This window comes from Candidatus Limnocylindrales bacterium, from assembly GCA_035559535.1.
Classification (GTDB): Bacteria; Moduliflexota; Moduliflexia; order Moduliflexales; family JAUQPW01; genus JAUQPW01.
This window is the reverse complement of sequence record DATMBG010000022.1, coordinates 98,309-115,736: the sequence shown is the minus strand read 5'-3', so window position 1 is coordinate 115,736 and position 17,428 is coordinate 98,309. Positions and strand designations below refer to the sequence as shown.

Annotated in this window: 17 protein-coding genes; 10 read left to right on the top strand and 7 right to left on the bottom strand. The window is 43.4% G+C overall.

All coding sequences use genetic code 11. The features are described 5' to 3' along the window. Positions 1-388: 388 nt before the first annotated feature. The 3 genes from typA (at position 389) to VNM22_07280 (ending at position 4,745) form a co-directional block, all read left to right on the top strand. A complete protein-coding gene (gene typA / locus VNM22_07290) occupies positions 389-2,185 on the top strand; it encodes a translational GTPase TypA (GenBank protein HWP46952.1) in 1,797 nt (598 codons plus the stop codon). Between the two features lie 68 nt (positions 2,186-2,253). Then, a complete protein-coding gene (locus VNM22_07285) occupies positions 2,254-3,777 on the top strand; it encodes a VWA domain-containing protein (GenBank protein HWP46951.1) in 1,524 nt (507 codons plus the stop codon). Between the two features lie 230 nt (positions 3,778-4,007). Next, a complete protein-coding gene (locus tag VNM22_07280; GenBank protein HWP46950.1) occupies positions 4,008-4,745 on the top strand; it encodes a tetratricopeptide repeat protein in 738 nt (245 codons plus the stop codon). A gap of 70 nt (positions 4,746-4,815) precedes the next feature. Here VNM22_07280 and VNM22_07275 read toward each other — a convergent pair whose 3' ends face one another. Next, on the bottom strand, positions 4,816-5,181 hold the full coding sequence (locus VNM22_07275; protein ID HWP46949.1) for a hypothetical protein: 366 nt from the start codon (positions 5,179-5,181) through the stop codon (positions 4,816-4,818). Between the two features lie 87 nt (positions 5,182-5,268). Further along, positions 5,269-6,033, bottom strand: coding sequence for a hypothetical protein (locus VNM22_07270; GenBank protein HWP46948.1), 765 nt, complete (start codon positions 6,031-6,033; stop codon positions 5,269-5,271). A gap of 816 nt (positions 6,034-6,849) precedes the next feature. On the opposite strand from VNM22_07270, the gene VNM22_07265 reads away from it, so the two are divergent. The 3 genes from VNM22_07265 (at position 6,850) to VNM22_07255 (ending at position 9,425) form a co-directional block, all read left to right on the top strand. Then, positions 6,850-7,680 carry a S1C family serine protease gene (locus tag VNM22_07265; GenBank protein ID HWP46947.1) on the top strand — a complete coding sequence of 277 codons (831 nt, stop codon included), beginning with the start codon at positions 6,850-6,852 and terminating at the stop codon, positions 7,678-7,680. Between the two features lie 8 nt (positions 7,681-7,688). Further along, positions 7,689-8,303 (top strand): hypothetical protein, encoded by a 615-nt coding sequence (locus tag VNM22_07260; protein HWP46946.1) that lies wholly within the window; start codon positions 7,689-7,691, stop codon positions 8,301-8,303. A gap of 195 nt (positions 8,304-8,498) precedes the next feature. After that, positions 8,499-9,425 carry a DUF4412 domain-containing protein gene (locus VNM22_07255; GenBank protein ID HWP46945.1) on the top strand — a complete coding sequence of 309 codons (927 nt, stop codon included), beginning with the start codon at positions 8,499-8,501 and terminating at the stop codon, positions 9,423-9,425. Positions 9,426-9,435: 10 nt separating this feature from the next. Here the strand turns inward: VNM22_07255 and VNM22_07250 are convergent, their stop codons facing one another. Beyond that, the gene (locus VNM22_07250; protein HWP46944.1) at positions 9,436-9,666 is read right to left on the bottom strand and encodes a hypothetical protein; all 231 of its coding nucleotides are present in this window, start codon (positions 9,664-9,666) and stop codon (positions 9,436-9,438) included. Positions 9,667-9,947: 281 nt separating this feature from the next. On the opposite strand from VNM22_07250, the gene VNM22_07245 reads away from it, so the two are divergent. After that, positions 9,948-10,622 (top strand): hypothetical protein, encoded by a 675-nt coding sequence (locus VNM22_07245; GenBank protein ID HWP46943.1) that lies wholly within the window; start codon positions 9,948-9,950, stop codon positions 10,620-10,622. 165 nt (positions 10,623-10,787) lie between these two features. On the opposite strand, the gene VNM22_07240 is transcribed toward VNM22_07245, so the two are convergent. From VNM22_07240 to mltG, 4 genes are all read right to left on the bottom strand, one after another. Further along, the gene (locus VNM22_07240) at positions 10,788-13,106 is read right to left on the bottom strand and encodes a glutamine amidotransferase (protein HWP46942.1); all 2,319 of its coding nucleotides are present in this window, start codon (positions 13,104-13,106) and stop codon (positions 10,788-10,790) included. An 88-nt stretch (positions 13,107-13,194) separates the two neighbouring features. After that, a complete protein-coding gene (locus VNM22_07235) occupies positions 13,195-13,383 on the bottom strand; it encodes a twin-arginine translocase TatA/TatE family subunit (protein HWP46941.1) in 189 nt (62 codons plus the stop codon). A gap of 133 nt (positions 13,384-13,516) precedes the next feature. Further along, positions 13,517-14,326: a bifunctional nuclease domain-containing protein gene (locus VNM22_07230; GenBank protein ID HWP46940.1), complete on the bottom strand. Its 810-nt coding sequence runs from the start codon at positions 14,324-14,326 to the stop codon at positions 13,517-13,519. Between the two features lie 140 nt (positions 14,327-14,466). Beyond that, positions 14,467-15,498 carry an endolytic transglycosylase MltG gene (mltG, locus tag VNM22_07225; GenBank protein ID HWP46939.1) on the bottom strand — a complete coding sequence of 344 codons (1,032 nt, stop codon included), beginning with the start codon at positions 15,496-15,498 and terminating at the stop codon, positions 14,467-14,469. A 195-nt stretch (positions 15,499-15,693) separates the two neighbouring features. On the opposite strand from mltG, the gene VNM22_07220 reads away from it, so the two are divergent. The 3 genes from VNM22_07220 (at position 15,694) to coaD (ending at position 17,415) form a co-directional block, all read left to right on the top strand. After that, positions 15,694-16,242, top strand: coding sequence for a DUF4384 domain-containing protein (locus VNM22_07220; protein HWP46938.1), 549 nt, complete (start codon positions 15,694-15,696; stop codon positions 16,240-16,242). 67 nt (positions 16,243-16,309) lie between these two features. Beyond that, a complete protein-coding gene (gene rsmD, locus VNM22_07215) occupies positions 16,310-16,936 on the top strand; it encodes a 16S rRNA (guanine(966)-N(2))-methyltransferase RsmD (protein HWP46937.1) in 627 nt (208 codons plus the stop codon). Continuing rightward, positions 16,924-17,415 (top strand): pantetheine-phosphate adenylyltransferase, encoded by a 492-nt coding sequence (gene coaD / locus VNM22_07210; protein HWP46936.1) that lies wholly within the window; start codon positions 16,924-16,926, stop codon positions 17,413-17,415. Before rsmD ends, coaD begins: the two co-directional genes overlap by 13 nt. Positions 17,416-17,428: the final 13 nt, after the last annotated feature.

Below are 17,428 nucleotides of genomic sequence, written 5' to 3'. Positions count from 1 at the left end.
CTGTTAAATTACCTAAAAAGCCTCAACGAGGCGATCTGTTGGTAGACCATAGGGTCCCACTCCAGGACTCTTGATTGCTACCAACAGATTGCTCCTACCGAGCTTTTAAGGTTAAAACCTAATTTAACCTTGCCGAATCAGGTACTGAAAGTAAAGTATCACTTTCCATCCTTTTCTGTAAATAGGAAGGTGTCTATATTTTTCCCCGGACCTTATCATAGGAAAATAAATTTTTATCCTTCCCGTTAACCCTTCGCCGTTCATCATTCGTTTTGAATTCCAGCCGTTGAAATTTAATTTCCTTGACCGTATATTAATAAACCCTTACATTTATTCGGATAACGGATATACAGATCGGTAGAAAAGTAGGAGGCATTTTAAAACTATTATGCAACGGATTATCAATATTGGAATTATTGCCCACGTAGATCATGGTAAGACGACCCTGGTAGATCATCTTTTGAGACAGAGTGGAGCTTTCCGGGCCAATGAACCGGTTGTTGAATGTATCATGGATTCCAACGAACTGGAACGGGAGCGGGGTATTACGATTTTCTCTAAAAATGCTGCGATTTCCTACAAGGGGGTCAAGATTAATATTGTAGATACCCCGGGTCATGCAGATTTTGGTTCGGAAGTGGAGCGGATTCTGAAAACAGTCGATTCGGTTTTACTCCTTGTGGATGCCGCAGAGGGTCCCATGCCTCAAACGAAGTTCGTTTTGAAAAAATCTTTGGAGTTGGGATTAAGGCCCATCGTCGTGATCAATAAAATTGATCGGAAAGATCAGCGGGCCCATCATGTGGTGGATCTGGTGTTTGAACTTTTTATGGAACTGGGGGCCACCGATGAACAACTGGATTTTCCAATCCTCTACACCATTGCCCGACAGGGCATTGCAAAACGAAGTCTGGAAGAAGAAGGTAAAGATTTAGGTCCCCTCTTTGAAACGATTTTGGCCCATGTTCCCTCTTCTGCTGACAAGGCAGATCTTCCTTTACAGATTCAAGTTACCAGCCTGGATTACGATGATTATATAGGACGGATTGGAATCGGACGCGTCTATCAGGGAAAAATCAAAAGACAGACCCCTGTGGTGGTTTGTAAACGGGATGGAAGGATAGAACCTGCGAAGATAAACAGGCTTTTTGTCTTTGAAGGGCTCAAGCGAAAAGAAGTGGAAGAAGCTCCCTGCGGAGATATTGTAGCCATTGCAGGAATCGAAGGAATTACCATCGGAGATACCATCTGCCTGCCAGAAGCTCCACGGCCCATGCCCCCTTTAAAGATCGGGGAACCTACCCTGACTATGAACTTCCTGGTCAATGACTCACCTTTTGCCGGAAAAGAGGGGAGATTCGTAACCAACCGTCAGCTTAAGGAACGGCTGGAACGGGAGATACAGACCAATGTGGGTCTTAGGGTCGAATCCTTAGGAGGTGTGGAAGGATACAAGGTCTCCGGACGCGGGGAACTCCATCTTTCTATCTTGTTGGAGACAATGCGACGAGAAGGATATGAAGTTCAGGTCTCCCGGCCGGAAGTAATTACTAAAGAAGTCGGTGGGGTCGTTATGGAACCCATTGAACAGCTTGTGATTACCGTTCCTGATCCTTATGCCGGAACCGTTATCGAAAAGTTGGGACTCCGTAAAGGGGAGATGCAAGGGATGCGCTCGGAGCATGGGGTAACAGTCCTGGAATATTTGATTCCAACCCGAGGTCTCCTGGGATATTACACCGAGTTCATGATGGATACCAAAGGAGAAGGATTGCTGGATCACTCTTTCTCTCACTATGAACCGTTTAAAGGAAAACTGGTCAGACGACCCAACGGCGTCCTTATCTCGGGTGAGACCGGTATAACGGTTGCCTATGCTCTCTGGAACCTCCAGGAACGCGGCGTCCTGTTCCTGGGACCCGGGGTACCGGTGTACGAAGGAATGATCATCGGGCAGAACTCCAGGGAACAGGATATGACCGTCAATCCCTGCAAAGAAAAACGCCTGACCAATATGCGATCTTCTACCGCCGATGAGGCCATTCGACTTATCCCACACCGAACTTTAACCCTGGAACAGGCTTTGGAATTCATCGAGCAGGATGAACTGGTGGAAGTGACTCCTAAGAGTATCCGATTACGAAAGAAATATCTCACGGAACAGGAACGAAGAAGGAATCGTTGACTTTTATTTTATATTTGCCTCTCATAAACCCTAAACCCTTTTTAAAACCCAACAAAAGGAGGTCTTCTATGAAACTCCCAGTTAAAGGTTCCCCCAAGGTCCTTTCTTTTCCTTTATTTTTTACGTTCCTGGCAGGATTTCTACTTTTCCAGAGTCCCACTCAAGCTTTGGCCGCGGAATCCTCGGGGGCTAATGTTTTGTTTATTCTGGATGCTTCAGGGAGTATGTGGGCCAAGGTCGAGAATAAGGAGAAAATAACCATTGCCAAGGAAGTTATGACCAATTTGATTCGGGAACTTCCGGAGGGCGTGAACGTGGGGCTGGAAGTGTATGGACACCGGAAGAGAGGGGATTGTAACGATATTGAAATACTGGTCCCTGTAGGAAAAGGAGACAAAAACGCTTTAATTAAGCAGATTCAATCCATTCAACCTAAAGGGGAGACCCCTATTACCAGATCCCTGGAAATGGCCGGAGAGCTGCTTAAAAGTACCGAAGGAGAAACAACCGTAGTTCTGGTGAGTGATGGTCAGGAAACCTGTAAAGGAGATCCCTGTGCCCTGGTCAAGGCTTTGAAGGAAAAGGGAATTAAGGTTCAAATCCACGTGGTTGGCTTTGGTGTAACCGAGCAGGAAAAGCAGCAGTTGACATGTATTGCAGAAGCCGGAGGTGGAAAATATTTTACCGCACAGAATGCGAACCAGTTGAAGGGAGCTTTGACCGAGGTTAAAAACCAGGTTATAGAAAAAGCAGAGATCAAAACCGAGCCTAAAGAGAAACCTAAAGAAAAAAAGGTCATCAAGCTTTCTGTTGGGGTTATCAAACTACCCAATTTAGAAAGCCAAACGGTGGAAGTTTACAGTCAGGAATCAAATAAATGGCTGGGAAATATCTCATCGAAGGAAAAGATGCTCGAAGTCCCTCCGGGTACCTACAAACTCAAATTTGGTAATTATTATCTGGAAGGGATCGAAGTTAAAACAGAACCCATCGAGATATGGTTAGGTTCCATCCAGATACCTAATTTAAGCGATCGTATCATCGAGGTACACGAACAACAGTCCAACGATTGGCTGGGGAATATTTCGCCTGAGAAAAAAACCCTGCAAGTACCGGCCGGGACCTATAAAGTTAAATTCTCCAATCACTTTCTGGAAGGGATTAAGGTAGAAGCCAATAAACCTGCAGAAATCCTGCTGGGTGCCGTCGGCTTGCCCGGTTTAAGTAAACGGATTGTTGAAGTCTACGACCAACAATCTAACAATTGGGCCGGAAATATTACTCCTAAGGAAAAAACTCTGTGGATCCCGGCCGGGACTTATAAACTTAAATTTGCCAGTTACTATGTGGAGGGTATTGAAGTGGGGGACGGTAAATCCACAGAAATTCAATTGGGATCCATTAGTATGCCCAACCTGAGTGGACGTACCGTTGAGGTCTATGAGCAGCAGTCTAATAGCTGGGTAGGAAATATCTCTCCCAAGGAGAAAACCCTGGAAGTACCGCCGGGTACTTATAAACTCAAGTTCGGTAATCACTTTGTAGAAAATATGGTTGTTGAAGCCGGACAGGAAGTCTCTGTGGAACAGTAAGCCGGGCTTGTAGGAGTGGATTCTTCGGAATTTTTATAACAGATGGGGCTTCAAAGCCCGACCCTTGAAAGCTTTATGAATTTATGAAAAAGCCCTCTCCTCCCGAGAGGGCTTTTTTATCAACCTGGTATAAAGATTGCTGAAATTTTTATTAAAAAAACTACCTTACCTGCAATAACTTACTTATATTAGTAGTAAAGGTTCCTTCATTTAGATTCATTCCTGATTTTATGATGATTTTCTATATAGTGTATGTAGTGGTCCTGTATCTTTATTCCTTCTCTGATGAGTATGCCATTGCTCAATCAAAGCCGGATAGTTCTGCCAGGAATTCGGATTTCAGAGTAGACGAACTGATTGCGGATCAATATGTAGAGGAAGGTAAGCTCGATGAGGCCATTACTCTGTATAGAAAACTTCTTTTGAAAAATCCTTCATCAGGCCGTATTCACTACCGTTTAGGGTATGCCTATGGATTAAAAAATTTATATGATGAGGAAATAGCCGAATATAAAAAGGCCATTAAGATGGGATATAAAGAGGAAGAAGTGTTTTATCGTCTGGGCCTGGCTTATATAGACTCGGAAACTAATTACGCGGAGGCCGTTAAAGCTTTTAATAAAGTCCTTCAACGAAACCCTCGACATGCCGAGGCTTATTTTAATTTAGGGTTAAGTTATCTGAATCTTGGTAATTATTCTAAAGCGAAAGAGGCTCTTTTGAAAGCCATTGAGCTTAACCCATCCAATCTAGAAGCCTATAATATGCTGGGAGTTGTTTATGCCCTTACCGGCCAATCTGATAAAGCCCAGGAAACCTGGATGGAAATTCTTAAGCGAGATCCCTCCAATCGACCAGCTCTCCTCAACCTGGAAACATTGGAAAAAAATAAGCTTGAACAAAAATCGACCACCATTCCTCAAAAGATCATAGAAGCTTCTAAGAAAACACCTCCAAAGGAAAAGTAGAAAGCGCTTTTGGTTCAGCAGGAGCGAAGTTTCAAAGAATTCGATCTCCGGCTTCCTTTACCCAAGCAACTTATTGCATAGAATAGGCAGCAACTTTCTCGGGTTCTTTAATAAGATCTTGTAAATCTTGAAGCCACTTTCTGAAATCCTCTCCATTTTCCGGTTTAGCGCCTGTTTCTTGGTATTGCTTGAGGGCTTCTTTAAACAGGTTGGTGGTATACTCATAACGAAGTCCGATGACCCCGACTCTATAGGCAATCCTGTCAAACTCGGCCTGATTGTTTATCTGATCCACGTCATAGGCCAATCGACTTAGAGCCGCTTTAAAAGCCAGCCAGGGAATCTCCTTCTTAATACTTCCCATATGAGTTTTTAACGTTTGAATAATCAGCCAGGACGGCAGCTCTTTAATAATCACTTCTTCAAAGTAAAACATATACCATAGTACGCTTTACGTACTACGTCATATGTTTTATCTCCTGCGTTCTACGTGGTTCTGGTGCCGAGATCCGGAGCGTAGTACTTATCTGAGATTCCCAAAGGCCACATCGCGTTCTTTTGTGTCCAGCACAGCGTATTCCCCCTCGCTAAGGCGGCCGGGAAAGACAATCAGGGTGTTGGCCAGTACCAGCTTACCTCGATGTCCGCCAGGTGGTGTGCAGAACACAAAATGTGGTGTATACGTCTTGATAATATGGCTGACCATTTCATGACCACCAGATTGTACCTGCCCTTCATAGGGTTCAACAGGCGGTGTATAGAACAACAAGACCTTATTTTGATCCAGGTGACGTAGGAAATCCAACGAAAATTCTGCTTCCCAACCCGGGTAGCGCAAGAAGAATTCGTGATCCCGCTCACCCTTTGTGATTTCACCGCCGTAACCGGCCACAATCCAACTCCCGCTTAGTGGTGCAAAACTGCGATGGACGTTGTACACTTTGGCGGCCACAATCTCACTGTTAAATGCAGCCTGGAGGAAGAACCACTCCGGCGCATCGTTACGTCCTGGTACCAGATAAGCCGGAACTCCTAGGGAACTCAGCAATTTAAAAAATCGATTCAAAGACTGCGCATCGTTCTCGCGCTCCCGCACTACTTCAGGTTGATTCAAAGAGGGCGTCCGATGCTCGGCTAACGCCCGCTGCCACTCGGCATTCCGTGCTTCAGCTCGTAAGATGTTCCCGGTGAAAACGACGGCATCGATAGGAGTTTCCTTGACGACCTCCAGGAGGCGATCGACAAAACGAAACTCTTCAAGTAATTCATTAATAGCTAAAATTCTCATAGGTATTGCTCTTGGATAGTTCGGGTTTGACTTCCGGTTCCCTACCTGCTACAGTTCTAGCTCTGCTCTGCTCATCATAAGGATACCGGTCGGATAAAAGGCCTTCATCCCTGTGATTTCCCGAAATTTACCTCGAGCCATAAAGAACACATAAGTTATACTAGCTAACTATGATATTACTAATAGCAATCCAACAATGCGTTGTCAAGTACCGGACTCCACATAGCCTGAACGATTCCATCTAATCGCCATGCTCTTTCACTTCCCCATAAATCTTCCCCTCCTTGTTAATAATTTACAGAAGTTAACCATGCCGGCTTCACCGGCTTTTTGTAAAAAGAATTTTTTCCTGATCTGGCGGTGAATTCCTGTTGACGTAAATTCTAAGATATGCTATATATTGCCCATAGTTCAGGTAAAAGGATTCTGTTTCCGGAGTGAGAAACCTTGGTGAAGGGGTATTGGATGGAGTCACCTGACCCTTTACGTTTTACTTATAAAGGATGGAAATTAATTTCTATTCAGAGTAGAAGTTCTCCTGAGGTAGGTCTGCTACCTTGTAAAGTTAAATTTAAATAATCCCTCCCCCCTAACCCCTTCGGGAGAAGGGTACATGGGAAGTTGGCCTGGAGATCCGCCGGTACCCCTCTCCGCCCCACCCCTTCCCTCCCCGTCCACGGAGAGGGTGAGGGAGGGGGAGAGGGGTGCAGAGGGTGAGGGCAGAGAACTCCCTAGAATTAACTTAACTCTACAACCGTGAAGTTAACTCGGAGACAATTTATTGCAAGTGGCTTAGTTCTTCTGGGATCCCAAGTATTGAAAAATCCTGTTCGATCGTTCTCTTCAAACTCTCAGGTGGCTTTTGCAGGTCAGGTCTACACCCCCTATGATGAACGTTTTTTATCCAACGCCCCGGCCGAGTTCCATAAGCTCATTGCAGACCTGAAATATACCGTTCGAAAAAGTATCTATCCCATCAAAACCACTTATACCTGGCGGCCTTATCCAAAGGCAGATAGGGAAGATGTTCCGGTTTGGATCCATGGAAGCCGGGTTGGTCAGGTGACGGCTGTAAAATATAAGGAAAAGCTTTACGCCTTGTCGGTTTCCCATCTGGTTATGCCAACGGCCAGAGATCTTAATAAAGAGAAAATCCAACTTAACGACGAGGTAAGAACAGAAATTTATGTTGGAAACAACAGCGTGGTGTTAGACCAACGGATTCTGGATCAGACCGAAGAGATTGCTATTTTTAAAATTCCCGAGTCCTTACCTATTAAACCCCTTGCCTATGAGTTCGGGGATGCCGATAAGCTGGAATTGGGAGATATGATCGTTGTTATAGCCCCTCGTGATGTTCGAATCGGTGCTGTTACAGCCCTTCATGGAGAAGATCCTATCCAGGATCTGGAGCTGGGAACCCCACAAAATACCTTCCTGACCGATATTCCGGTTATGCCAGGCTTTTCTGGAAGTCTCGGTTTCGTTATTTCTCGATCCATATTGACTCCGTATATTATCGGATTAACAGAAGGATTCTATATTAAGCGCCATGAAGCGGTAGATGGACATATCCAGGAAGATTTTCAAAGTGTCATTATTCGGATTAACAAATTTAAAGAACTGATAGATGAAAATTCTTTTTAAATAATTCTATGTCACATTCCCTACGTGCTTTTCTTTTAAAAAGATTGTTCTCTCTTTTGGGTATCGTCCCCCTGGGGATCTATGTGATCCTTCATCTGTATAACAATGCTTATTCTATCCAGGGACCTGAGGCCTACAACCTTTATCTCCAAAGCGGTCGACAGGTCCCTTATTACTTCCTCCTGGTCCTTATATTTATCTATCTTCCCCTTATCTTCCATGGGATATACGGGCTTATTCTAACCCGTCGTGGGAAGATCAATTATCCCCAGTATGCCTGGTTTCGTAACTTGAAATATGTACTTCAACGCTTAAGCGGCCTCGGTTTGATTCTCTTTATCCCGGCCCATGTTTATAAAACTAAAATTGCTCCGGCCCTTTACGGTTTCCAGATGGACTATCACCACATGTCGAAGGGAATGCATGAGTCTATTACCCTGACGGTTTATATTCTGGGAATTTTAGCTGTGGCCTTTCATTTAGCAAATGGTATCTGGAGTGCCGGGATTACCTGGGGGATAACCCTTGGGCCTAAATCCCAGCGCGTATCTGAGATCCTGAGCATCTTTATTTTTGGAGTTATTGTCGTCATGGGTTTTAATGCCATTCGTGGATTTTTTTAACCTGGTCTCCTGTTAAAATCTGAATAACCTGGAGTTGCAAAGGCACAGTACGGGCACGGTGCGCCGTGCCCGTACTTGGGAAGGCGAAGGGTAGCATAAAGAATTTCCCCTGGGTTGCCTTTAATCTTTGTTTTGCTCCTTAAGTTTTACATTTCCTTCCTGATATCTGAGCGCCTTTGTGGCTAAAGGGAAAAAATGATGAAAATTAAAATTCTCTTTATTTCTTTAACCTTAAGCCTGGTATTTTTATCTCCCTCTTGGATCTTCGCCGACATTACGGTGGTTCAAGAACTTACCTCTTCTCCGGGAGAAAACTTTAAAAAACCGGAACTGGAGGAACAGGTAGATGAAGGAACTGGAACCCTTCAAGACCTGGAAGAAGAGCTTAAAGATTTAAAACAAAAGCTGGCTACGGCTAAAAACGAAGCCCAAAAAAGTCGTATGAAACGGGATATCCAAGAACTTGAACAACTTATCACGGAGCGTAAACAAGCGATAGAAAGATCTAAATCCCAGGAAGGGGAAGTTGCACAGGCAAAAGAAGAGATTACTCTTTATATTTCGGGTAACAAGCTCAGGTTTGAGTCAGGTGGGATCGTATCCATTGTGGATATGGACAAGAGAAGACTGTTAAATCTGGTTCCCCAGGGTAAGATCTATTATGAACTTTCCTTTGAAGAGTGGGAAAGATTGCAAAAGCGTGCCGATGAAGCTGCAGCCAGATTGCCTGCTGACAAGCAAAAAGACTTACTACCCAGGAATATTAAGGTTACCCGTACGGGAAATAAGCAGATTGTGAATGGTCTTAACTGTGAACAGTATATCATTACGGATCAGTTGGGTAGTGAAGAAGTCTGGGTTACTAAGGATGTAGAGTTCAAAGAATACAGTGCCCTTATGAAAAAATACAGTGAACTCATAGTGCGAGAAAATCCTGAAATACAACGTGAGCTTGAAAAGTTACAGATTATCGAGGGGCTCCCTATAAAGGTAATCAGTAAATCTCCCTATAGTGTGGAAGTTACCGAGGTAAAAAAAATCTTGACCAACAAACTGGATCCCGCCTTATTTGAAGTTCCAAAAGGTTTTCAGAAGCGTGGTCCGCAGAGAACGCCCCGGTAAAGGGGATCGTTTATTTACTGACCTCGACCCAGGCATCACACTGGTTAATCTTTTGGGCTTCAGATAACTCAATGGAGCCTATAAATTTCTTGAGGTGGCATTGCCGCGTGTTGAGTAGAAAGTTTTTACAATAGTAACAGGAATGTTTAGGTTTAGACCAGGAAATAGAGGATAGTCTGGATTCCTTTGATTTACCTTCCTTCTTTGAAAAAAGGCTTCTTAAACGATCCAGAACACCCATACCCCTTTAATAAGTAAGGAACGAGATTTCTTTTTGTCAAGGGATATCTGAACACCCCCCTGGCTCCCCCTCCCAGGGGGGGTGTTTCTTTTTCTACTTACTGAACGGTCATGACCCATTGGGTCGCCACGAAGCATGAAAATCGTAAGACGATTTTCGTAAGAAATTGATATGGATACCAGAATTGGGATTAACATTGACAGGACCTGGGAAAGCTCATATCTTAGATACTGTAGGTATCCAGCAGAGTATAAGCAACAAGATTTTTTAAACTTTTAAAAATGAAAAGTATTGATAAAATTTCAGAAGGGGTAAGTATCACCTTTGACTTCGCAGCCGGGGGGGTATCGGTTCTCATAGGTCTTTTGGTTACCTTCTTCTTTTTACTAGTCTGGGGTATCTTTGGTCTCCAGGCCCCCTTCGTAGCAGGTTATCTTCTATTTGGCCTTACTCCCTTAGGAATCGGAATAGGTTTACTCAAGAGAGGTCATACACGGAAAACGGCTTTCAAAAGAAAACTTTTAAGAAATGCGATCCGAAAGATAGCCTTTCAAAATCGGGGAAAGGTAAGACCCCTGGATTTGGTAACAGGATTAGGTTATAGCTCTCAAGAAGCTCTGCAGGCCCTACGAGAAATAACTGCAGAGGATCCGGAGAATATCGATTTACAACTGGATTACGATACCGGCGAGATTTATTTTGAATTTCAAGATATCATAAAAAGTATCGAAGCCGGTAAACCCTATGAAGAAACCTTTTTTAACCCTCGAACCTGGACAGAAACGGCCGCCAAAGTTGCCAAAAGAATCGATGAATTATTAAATCTCTTCGATGCCTACCGAACGTATAAACATCGGCTTCTTGCGGAAAGTTCTTTAAACGGTAAACTGGAAGAATATCAATTCAAGGTCCGACAGCTCAGAGAGGAAATTGAACAGATCCGAAGGAGTATTTAAAAATCGGAATCCGAGGTCGGAAGTCAATGGCCAGAGTAAAAAAGGGCCATATCTGGGACGCGGAGACAGGTCTTCGCGTCCCCTAAGCCCCGTGTTTCTCAGTCGCTATGTCCCCGTGTCCCCTTAGTCCCTGTGTTTCAAACAGGGTCCTTCTTAGAGGGAGAGTTATTTCATTCCGGCTCGTTTTCTTACTACCCATTCTACACAGAGCAGAGTAAAGATCAAAGCAAAACTTAAAGGATTGTCCCAAAGGTCCACATTGTTAACCTCGGTGGTTTCTACCTTCATGGGCAACTTCATACTGAACCTGGATTTAACTTCATTTTCTGCCGAGATATGGGTATAAGCACCGCCGGTCAGGCTGGAAAGTTCCTTCAAGAAGTTGCTGTTTAACTCGGGGTTTTCCAGCTCCAGATCGGATAGAGAGACTTCGATGGTTTGTTGATCCTCTCCCAACAGTTTCCCATTATACTTTGCAGATACTTTAAGTTTATAAATTCCCGGCTCTTCGATTCGGGTTACCGTTTGAAAAAGACCATCAGTATTTTCGGATTTAAAAAGATTGAGTTCTTGGGAGTTGCCATCGGCTTTTTGTAAAGTCAATTTAAGCTCTACCTCGTTCAGAGGCTGATAGCTCTCATTCAGTACGGTTACTTCGATATTGACTTCCTCCCCACGGTCATAATTTTTTTTGTTCGTTTTAAGTTTGACCAGTCGAAGCTCTGGAGCTTTTGTCAGCCAACGGATGACTTGTCTCCAAAATTGAAGGTAGTATTGATCTGATCCCCCTTTAGCTACGCTTTCAAAACTCCATCGCCAGGTTGAACCGGAGGTTATGGCCATGACTCTACCCTCCCCAACCTGCTGGACCACAAGAACCGGCATGTTTCCGTACTCGGTTTTTCGATTACTATGAACCCCCAGGGTAATGGCTCCGGGTTTGGGTCGGGTTACATAGTTATAACCCCATAATTTGGGCATTTCAGACCAGAGTTTTTTATTCTGTTCTATATCTTCCAGCAATCGGGTAATAGGGTGGGTATATCCTTCCTCGGTTAATTTCATTCGGAAAGGTTCTTTATAGACTGTTCCAGTAGACTGCTGCAGGGGGGTGTTATTGATATCCACAGGTATGATCCTCTCGATGGGAGTAAAGTGATAACTGGCTGCATTGAAGGAGTGTTCTCCTCCGATCATAATGAAGGCCTTGCCCTGCTGTTCTACAAATTGACGGATATTTTCCAGATAAATGGGAGAAAAATAAGGTCGATAATCAAAATTGTCAAAGATGAGCAGGTCAAATTTGGGGAGATCCTCTGTAAACAGCCGATGCACAGGAAAAGGAATCAAACTGAGTTGATCATTGGGTACATCTACGATATCGTAAGCACTTCGGAGGATCATGAATGAAACCAACTCAATATTGGGGTCTTTCTTAAGGGCTCTTCTTAAAAACCGATATTCCCACCGGGGGTTTCCAGAAATAAGCAAAACCCGCAGTTTATTCCGTACCACCTGCATGGTGAAATGCTTCCGATTATTATCGGTTACGATTTCTCCGGCCTGGACTGGAACCGATACCAGGTAATCAAAGGTTCCTGTTTCCCGAGGGGTAAAATTGAGTTTAAGCGTGGTCTCATAGCTATCTTTGGGAAATTCAACCCTTTGCATTGCCACAGGAGCCCCATCTTGAGTCAGCGTAACCGGAATAACTTTGCCCTTTAATCCGGTTCCACGAACCGTTACATCGACTTCTACTTCCTTATCTAAAAAAGCAAACTCATCTGCGACTAAATCGGCAATTTGAACATCGATCAACCTCTGGGGATCCCCCACTCCAAAAGTATAAATGGGAATCTTACGGGTTTCTAAAGTCTGGGGTGAAGTGACCACGTTATCCATTCCATCGGAAAAAACAAAAATAGCTTCCAGTGGCTGATTAGAAAAATCCTTACCGAGCTGATTCAGGGCATGGACCAGTTGTGTTTTAGAACCCCGGGCTTCGAGATTCTCCAGTTGGGCTAACTCTATGGGAGAAAGTGTCTCTGAGAATTGAAAAAAATGTACTTCCTGGTCTTTAGCCAGTTCTTCCAGTTTTCCTTCTTCTTTCAGGGATTTAAATAGATGTTTGACCGCTTCGATCCTGGATTGATCGTTGGCCATATCTTTAATATTCATACTGGACGAAGTATCTACCAGCACGGCGATAATAGGTTTGATGAACCGCCTTTTCATTAAACCCAAATTGGGTTGAAGGAGAGCCGTAAAAAGAAGAAGGAAAACCAGCACACGAAGGGCAAACAGGAAGGTCCGTAATCCACCAGAGATTTTACCCTTCACATTTCTGGCGGAGAAGAAGATTAAAACCCCAATGACAACGGCTAAAGCAGCCAGAATCCATCCGGGGATCGGTTGCAAAAATTGAATTTCGTAAGCATTATAATCTTGGGTTTGTAGGCCAAGAAATTTTAAAAGAGAATCCATTTAACTACTACAACTAAAAAAGCAGATCTCCATCCTCTTTCAGGGACTTTATGATCTGCTTTAAATTTAAAAACTTAAACCCTTAATTTTAGGAAGCTTTTTCCTCAATCTTTTTTTCCTCTATCCGTTCTTCCAATTCAGCCTCACGGGTGGCTTTTTTAAAATTTTGGATGGCTTTTCCCAAACCACCTCCTATTTCCGGTAGTTTCCCGGCCCCAAAAACAATTAATACAAGAAATAGAATAACAATAAGTTCTGGCATGCCCAAACCGAACATATCCTCTCTACCTCCTTTTTTAACCTTAATCTGTTAAAATAACGGCCTAAACTCCTACTATTTTAACGTTACCATGAAAACTTTTTTTGTCAACTTTTTTTATCTACCTGATCCGATTCAGACATATCCGGTTTTACTCTATTTTTAAAATCAGATCCAAAGGCTTTCCATCTCGCAGGATTTTAATAGGAACCTCCTTTTCGGTTAAATTTTCCATTTTCTGCTTGAACTCCTGGAGCGTTTTAATCGAAGTTCCAGCCAGTTGGGTAATTACATCCCCTCGGAGCAACCCGGCCTTAGCAGCCACGGTATCGGATTGGACCTGAGCAATCAAAACCCCTTCCCCTTCAGGAACCTGAAGCAATTTGGCCAGAGCTGGAGTAAGGGTTTGAACCGTTATTCCGTACTTAGAAAAACTTTCTGTATCGGCTTCTGTTTCTTCGGAAAGATCTATGCTTCTCTCCTCCATAATCTTTTTAGCCACATAGATAGGGGAATTGGTTCGTAAAGCCAGAGCAATTGCATCACTGGGTCGGGAGTCCATAACAACCTCTACCCCTCTGACTACCAGATCAATACTGGCATAATAGGTATTTCCCCTTAGCTCCGTAATCCGGACTTTTTTCACCTTGGCCTCGAGCTTCTCCAAAATGTTTTTCAACAAATCATGGGTCATGGGTCGAGGTGGGGTGATATGGTTAAGCTCCAATTCGATGGCAGTGGCTTCTGGAACTCCGACCCAGATAAAGAGAGCTTTATCGTGCTCCCTTGTTTCTAAAACTACCACCGGACTTTCGGAAGACTCCGGCGCAGCAACCCCCCGAACCTTCACTTCTAAAAATGAAGATTCCTCCTGTGCTGAAAGTGTCCCTCCCGACAGGGCAAGATAGGCTAACATCATTCCAAGACCCATGAGTCTAAAATTAGATACTTTCTTTATCATACAACCCCCTTCTATCAAGGATACAAACAAAAATCTCTGAAGGAAGAATTAAACTCCAGAGTAGATAGCCCCCATACCCCCTGCAGAGTCAACCCCACGAAGATCTCTCCCGAAGGGATACCCAGATTTTTGGATAAGCTTTAATTGCTGACATCGGACGGCTTATCATTTTTAATTCTTCCATTCAATTGATATTTTTTAACTGCTGCATTGTGTTGTTTTAAATCTGAAGAAAACTGATGAGTGCCATCATTTTTAGAAACAAAATAAAGATAATCCACATCGGCCGGATATAAGGCAGCCAGAAGAGAAGCTTTACCAGGATTGGCAATGGGACCAGGTGGTAATCCGGGATAACGATAGGTATTATAAGGTGAGTCTATTTTAAGATCTTCTCGAGTTAGATTGCCGTTAAAATCCTTAATGGCATAGATTACCGTAGGATCACTCTGGAGGAGTTCCTTTCTTTTTAAACGATTATGGCAAACGGCAGATATCAGCTTTCTCTCTTCTTCTACCCCTGTTTCTTTTTCAATGATGGAAGCCAGGGTTACGATTTGATGATAAGAAAAACCCATTTCTTTAGCCCGATTTTGCAGGTCTGCATTAAAGATTTCCCAGAATCTCGAAACCATTTTTTTTATAATCGCTTCTTCTGACATGGTTTTATCGAGATAATAAGTATCCGGGAACAGATAACCCTCTAAACTTTTTGCCTCAACGCCCACCGCTTTGATCAGCTCTGCATCGGAAGTGAGTTTTAGAAATCTATCTTCATTAACCAGGTGTAACTGAGCCAGTAATTCGGCTATTTGTTTAATCGTATAACCCTCCGGAATTGTCACCGTATAAAATAACGTCTTACCTTCCTTAAGGATATTTAATACCTCCAACGGTAATAAGGAAGTGTTCAGACTATATTCCCCCGCTTTGATGGAACGACCGGGGGTAGAGAATTTCGCTACAATGAGAAATTTATGCCTGTCGGTGATAATGCCTTCAGATTCCAGGATCTGGGCTATTTTGGATAAGGAAGCTCCATGGGGAATATGGACCGTACGTGCACTTCCAGACGGATCCGGGCGAGTATGTAAAAACTGATAAACCTGAAACCCCGCGATGGTGATAAAGGTCAAACTTAGTAGTATGAGAAGGGTAAGAGCTAATTTCATAGGGTTCTCCTATTTTTTATAGGTTATTATGTATCACAACCTTTCTTCCGGTGCAAGCATTTTTTGTGGAGACTTCTTAATTCAAGATGGAATTCAGATAAATGCCTTGACAGAACTCTTATTTCTTGTTAGATAGATATTAACACAGGAATGCCTTTAAGACTTGACCTGATTTGACCTAAGGGGGGTGTCCCGATGAAACTTCAGAGGAAACTTTATAAGATTCTGCCCTTTCTGTGGGCTGGCTTGTTAACAGCCTGTGCAACGACCTCGCCTTCACCGATTCCGCCACCTCCGTACAATAATTTTTTCTTGAGTCTCCAGGTAGATCAACCTGTTTATGCGATTAATGAAAAGGCAAAAGTGTATGTCCAGAGTACAAAGGATTGCTATCTCAGCCTTTACGATATTAATCCCGTCGATAGTATTACGCAGATTTTTCCGAATCGGTTTGCTTCAGATAATTTAATTCAGGCTAATTTGACCTATCAAATTCCAGATCCCAAGGATACTTTTGATCTCCTGGTTACGGGACCTCCGGGTACTGAAAAGATTTGGGCTATTTGTACCATAGATAATGTGAGTCTTTTACCCGATAATTTGATTGATCGAGGCGGAGACTTTCCAAGGATTAAAGGTACCCGTTCAGAGTTCAATAAAGTGGTAACAAAAAATTTAGCGGTTGTTCCCCGGGACCGCAAAGCAGAAGCCACTGTAACTTTCCGGGTGGTTCGATACAAATAGTAAGGATCAGGCCTCAGGAAGGAGATAGTAATCAAAAAATTTACTATCCTTTACCTGGTATCCGCGGATGGCTATGCGTATTATCGGTGGGACCGCTAAAGGTCGGCGTTTGTTGACTGCTAAGGGCCTGGCCATACGCCCTACTCAGGATAGGGTTAAGGAGTCTCTTTTTAATATAATCGGAGAACATATAGTAGGGGCCGAGTTTCTGGATTTATTTGCCGGGGTAGGGAGTATAGGATTAGAAGCCCTGAGTCGTGGGGCCCGACATGGGGTGTTTGTAGAAAAAAACCCATACCATGTGGAGATTCTTCGCAAAAACCTGGAACGTTGTAAGTTCTCCCAAAATGCTGATGTTTATTGTGAAGATGTCTTAAAATTCCTTCGTAGAGTCGGTCGTCTCTACCCGGGTGAGGATTCTACCCGTTCGGAGGCCCGGATAAAAAGTTTCGATTTTATTTTTGCGGATCCCCCGTATGGAAATCCTGGGTTAGCACAAGATACCCTCAGGAGATTAGATTCCTTGGATTTGCTGGCCAAGGATGGTCTGGTCATTATAGAGCACTCTAAAAGGGTGGCTTTACCTGAAGTTTTATCGAGGATGGCTTTGTTTCGTCAAAAGTATTTCGGAGATACGGTAATTTCTTTTTATAGAGAAAAACTACAGGAGGAGGCCGAAGCATGGAGCGCATAGCCATTTACCCAGGAACCTTTGACCCTATTACCAATGGTCATATCGATGTGGTACAGAGAAGTTTAAATATCTTTGATAAAGTCATCATGGCAGTATCTAATAACCCGGAGAAAAAGCCACTCTTTACCCTTGAAGAACGCATTGAAATGATCAAGGAGGCAATCGGAAACTGGGAACGCTTTGAAGTCGATTCTTTTCAGGGACTCCTGGTTAATTACGCCATCCAACGTAAGGCTACAACAATTATTCGAGGCATCCGGGCCGTATCCGACTTTGAATATGAATTCCAAATGGCTCTTATGAATCGAAGGCTCAATCCATCGGTAGAAACGGTTTTTATGATGCCCAATGATGAATACTCTTTTCTAAGTTCCCGGATTGTCAAAGAGGTTATCAGCCTTGGGGGGAGTGTCAAGGGACTTGTACCGGAGATTGTGGAGAAGAAGCTGCAAGAGAAATTTAAAACTTTTCATAAGTAACTATTAATCCACC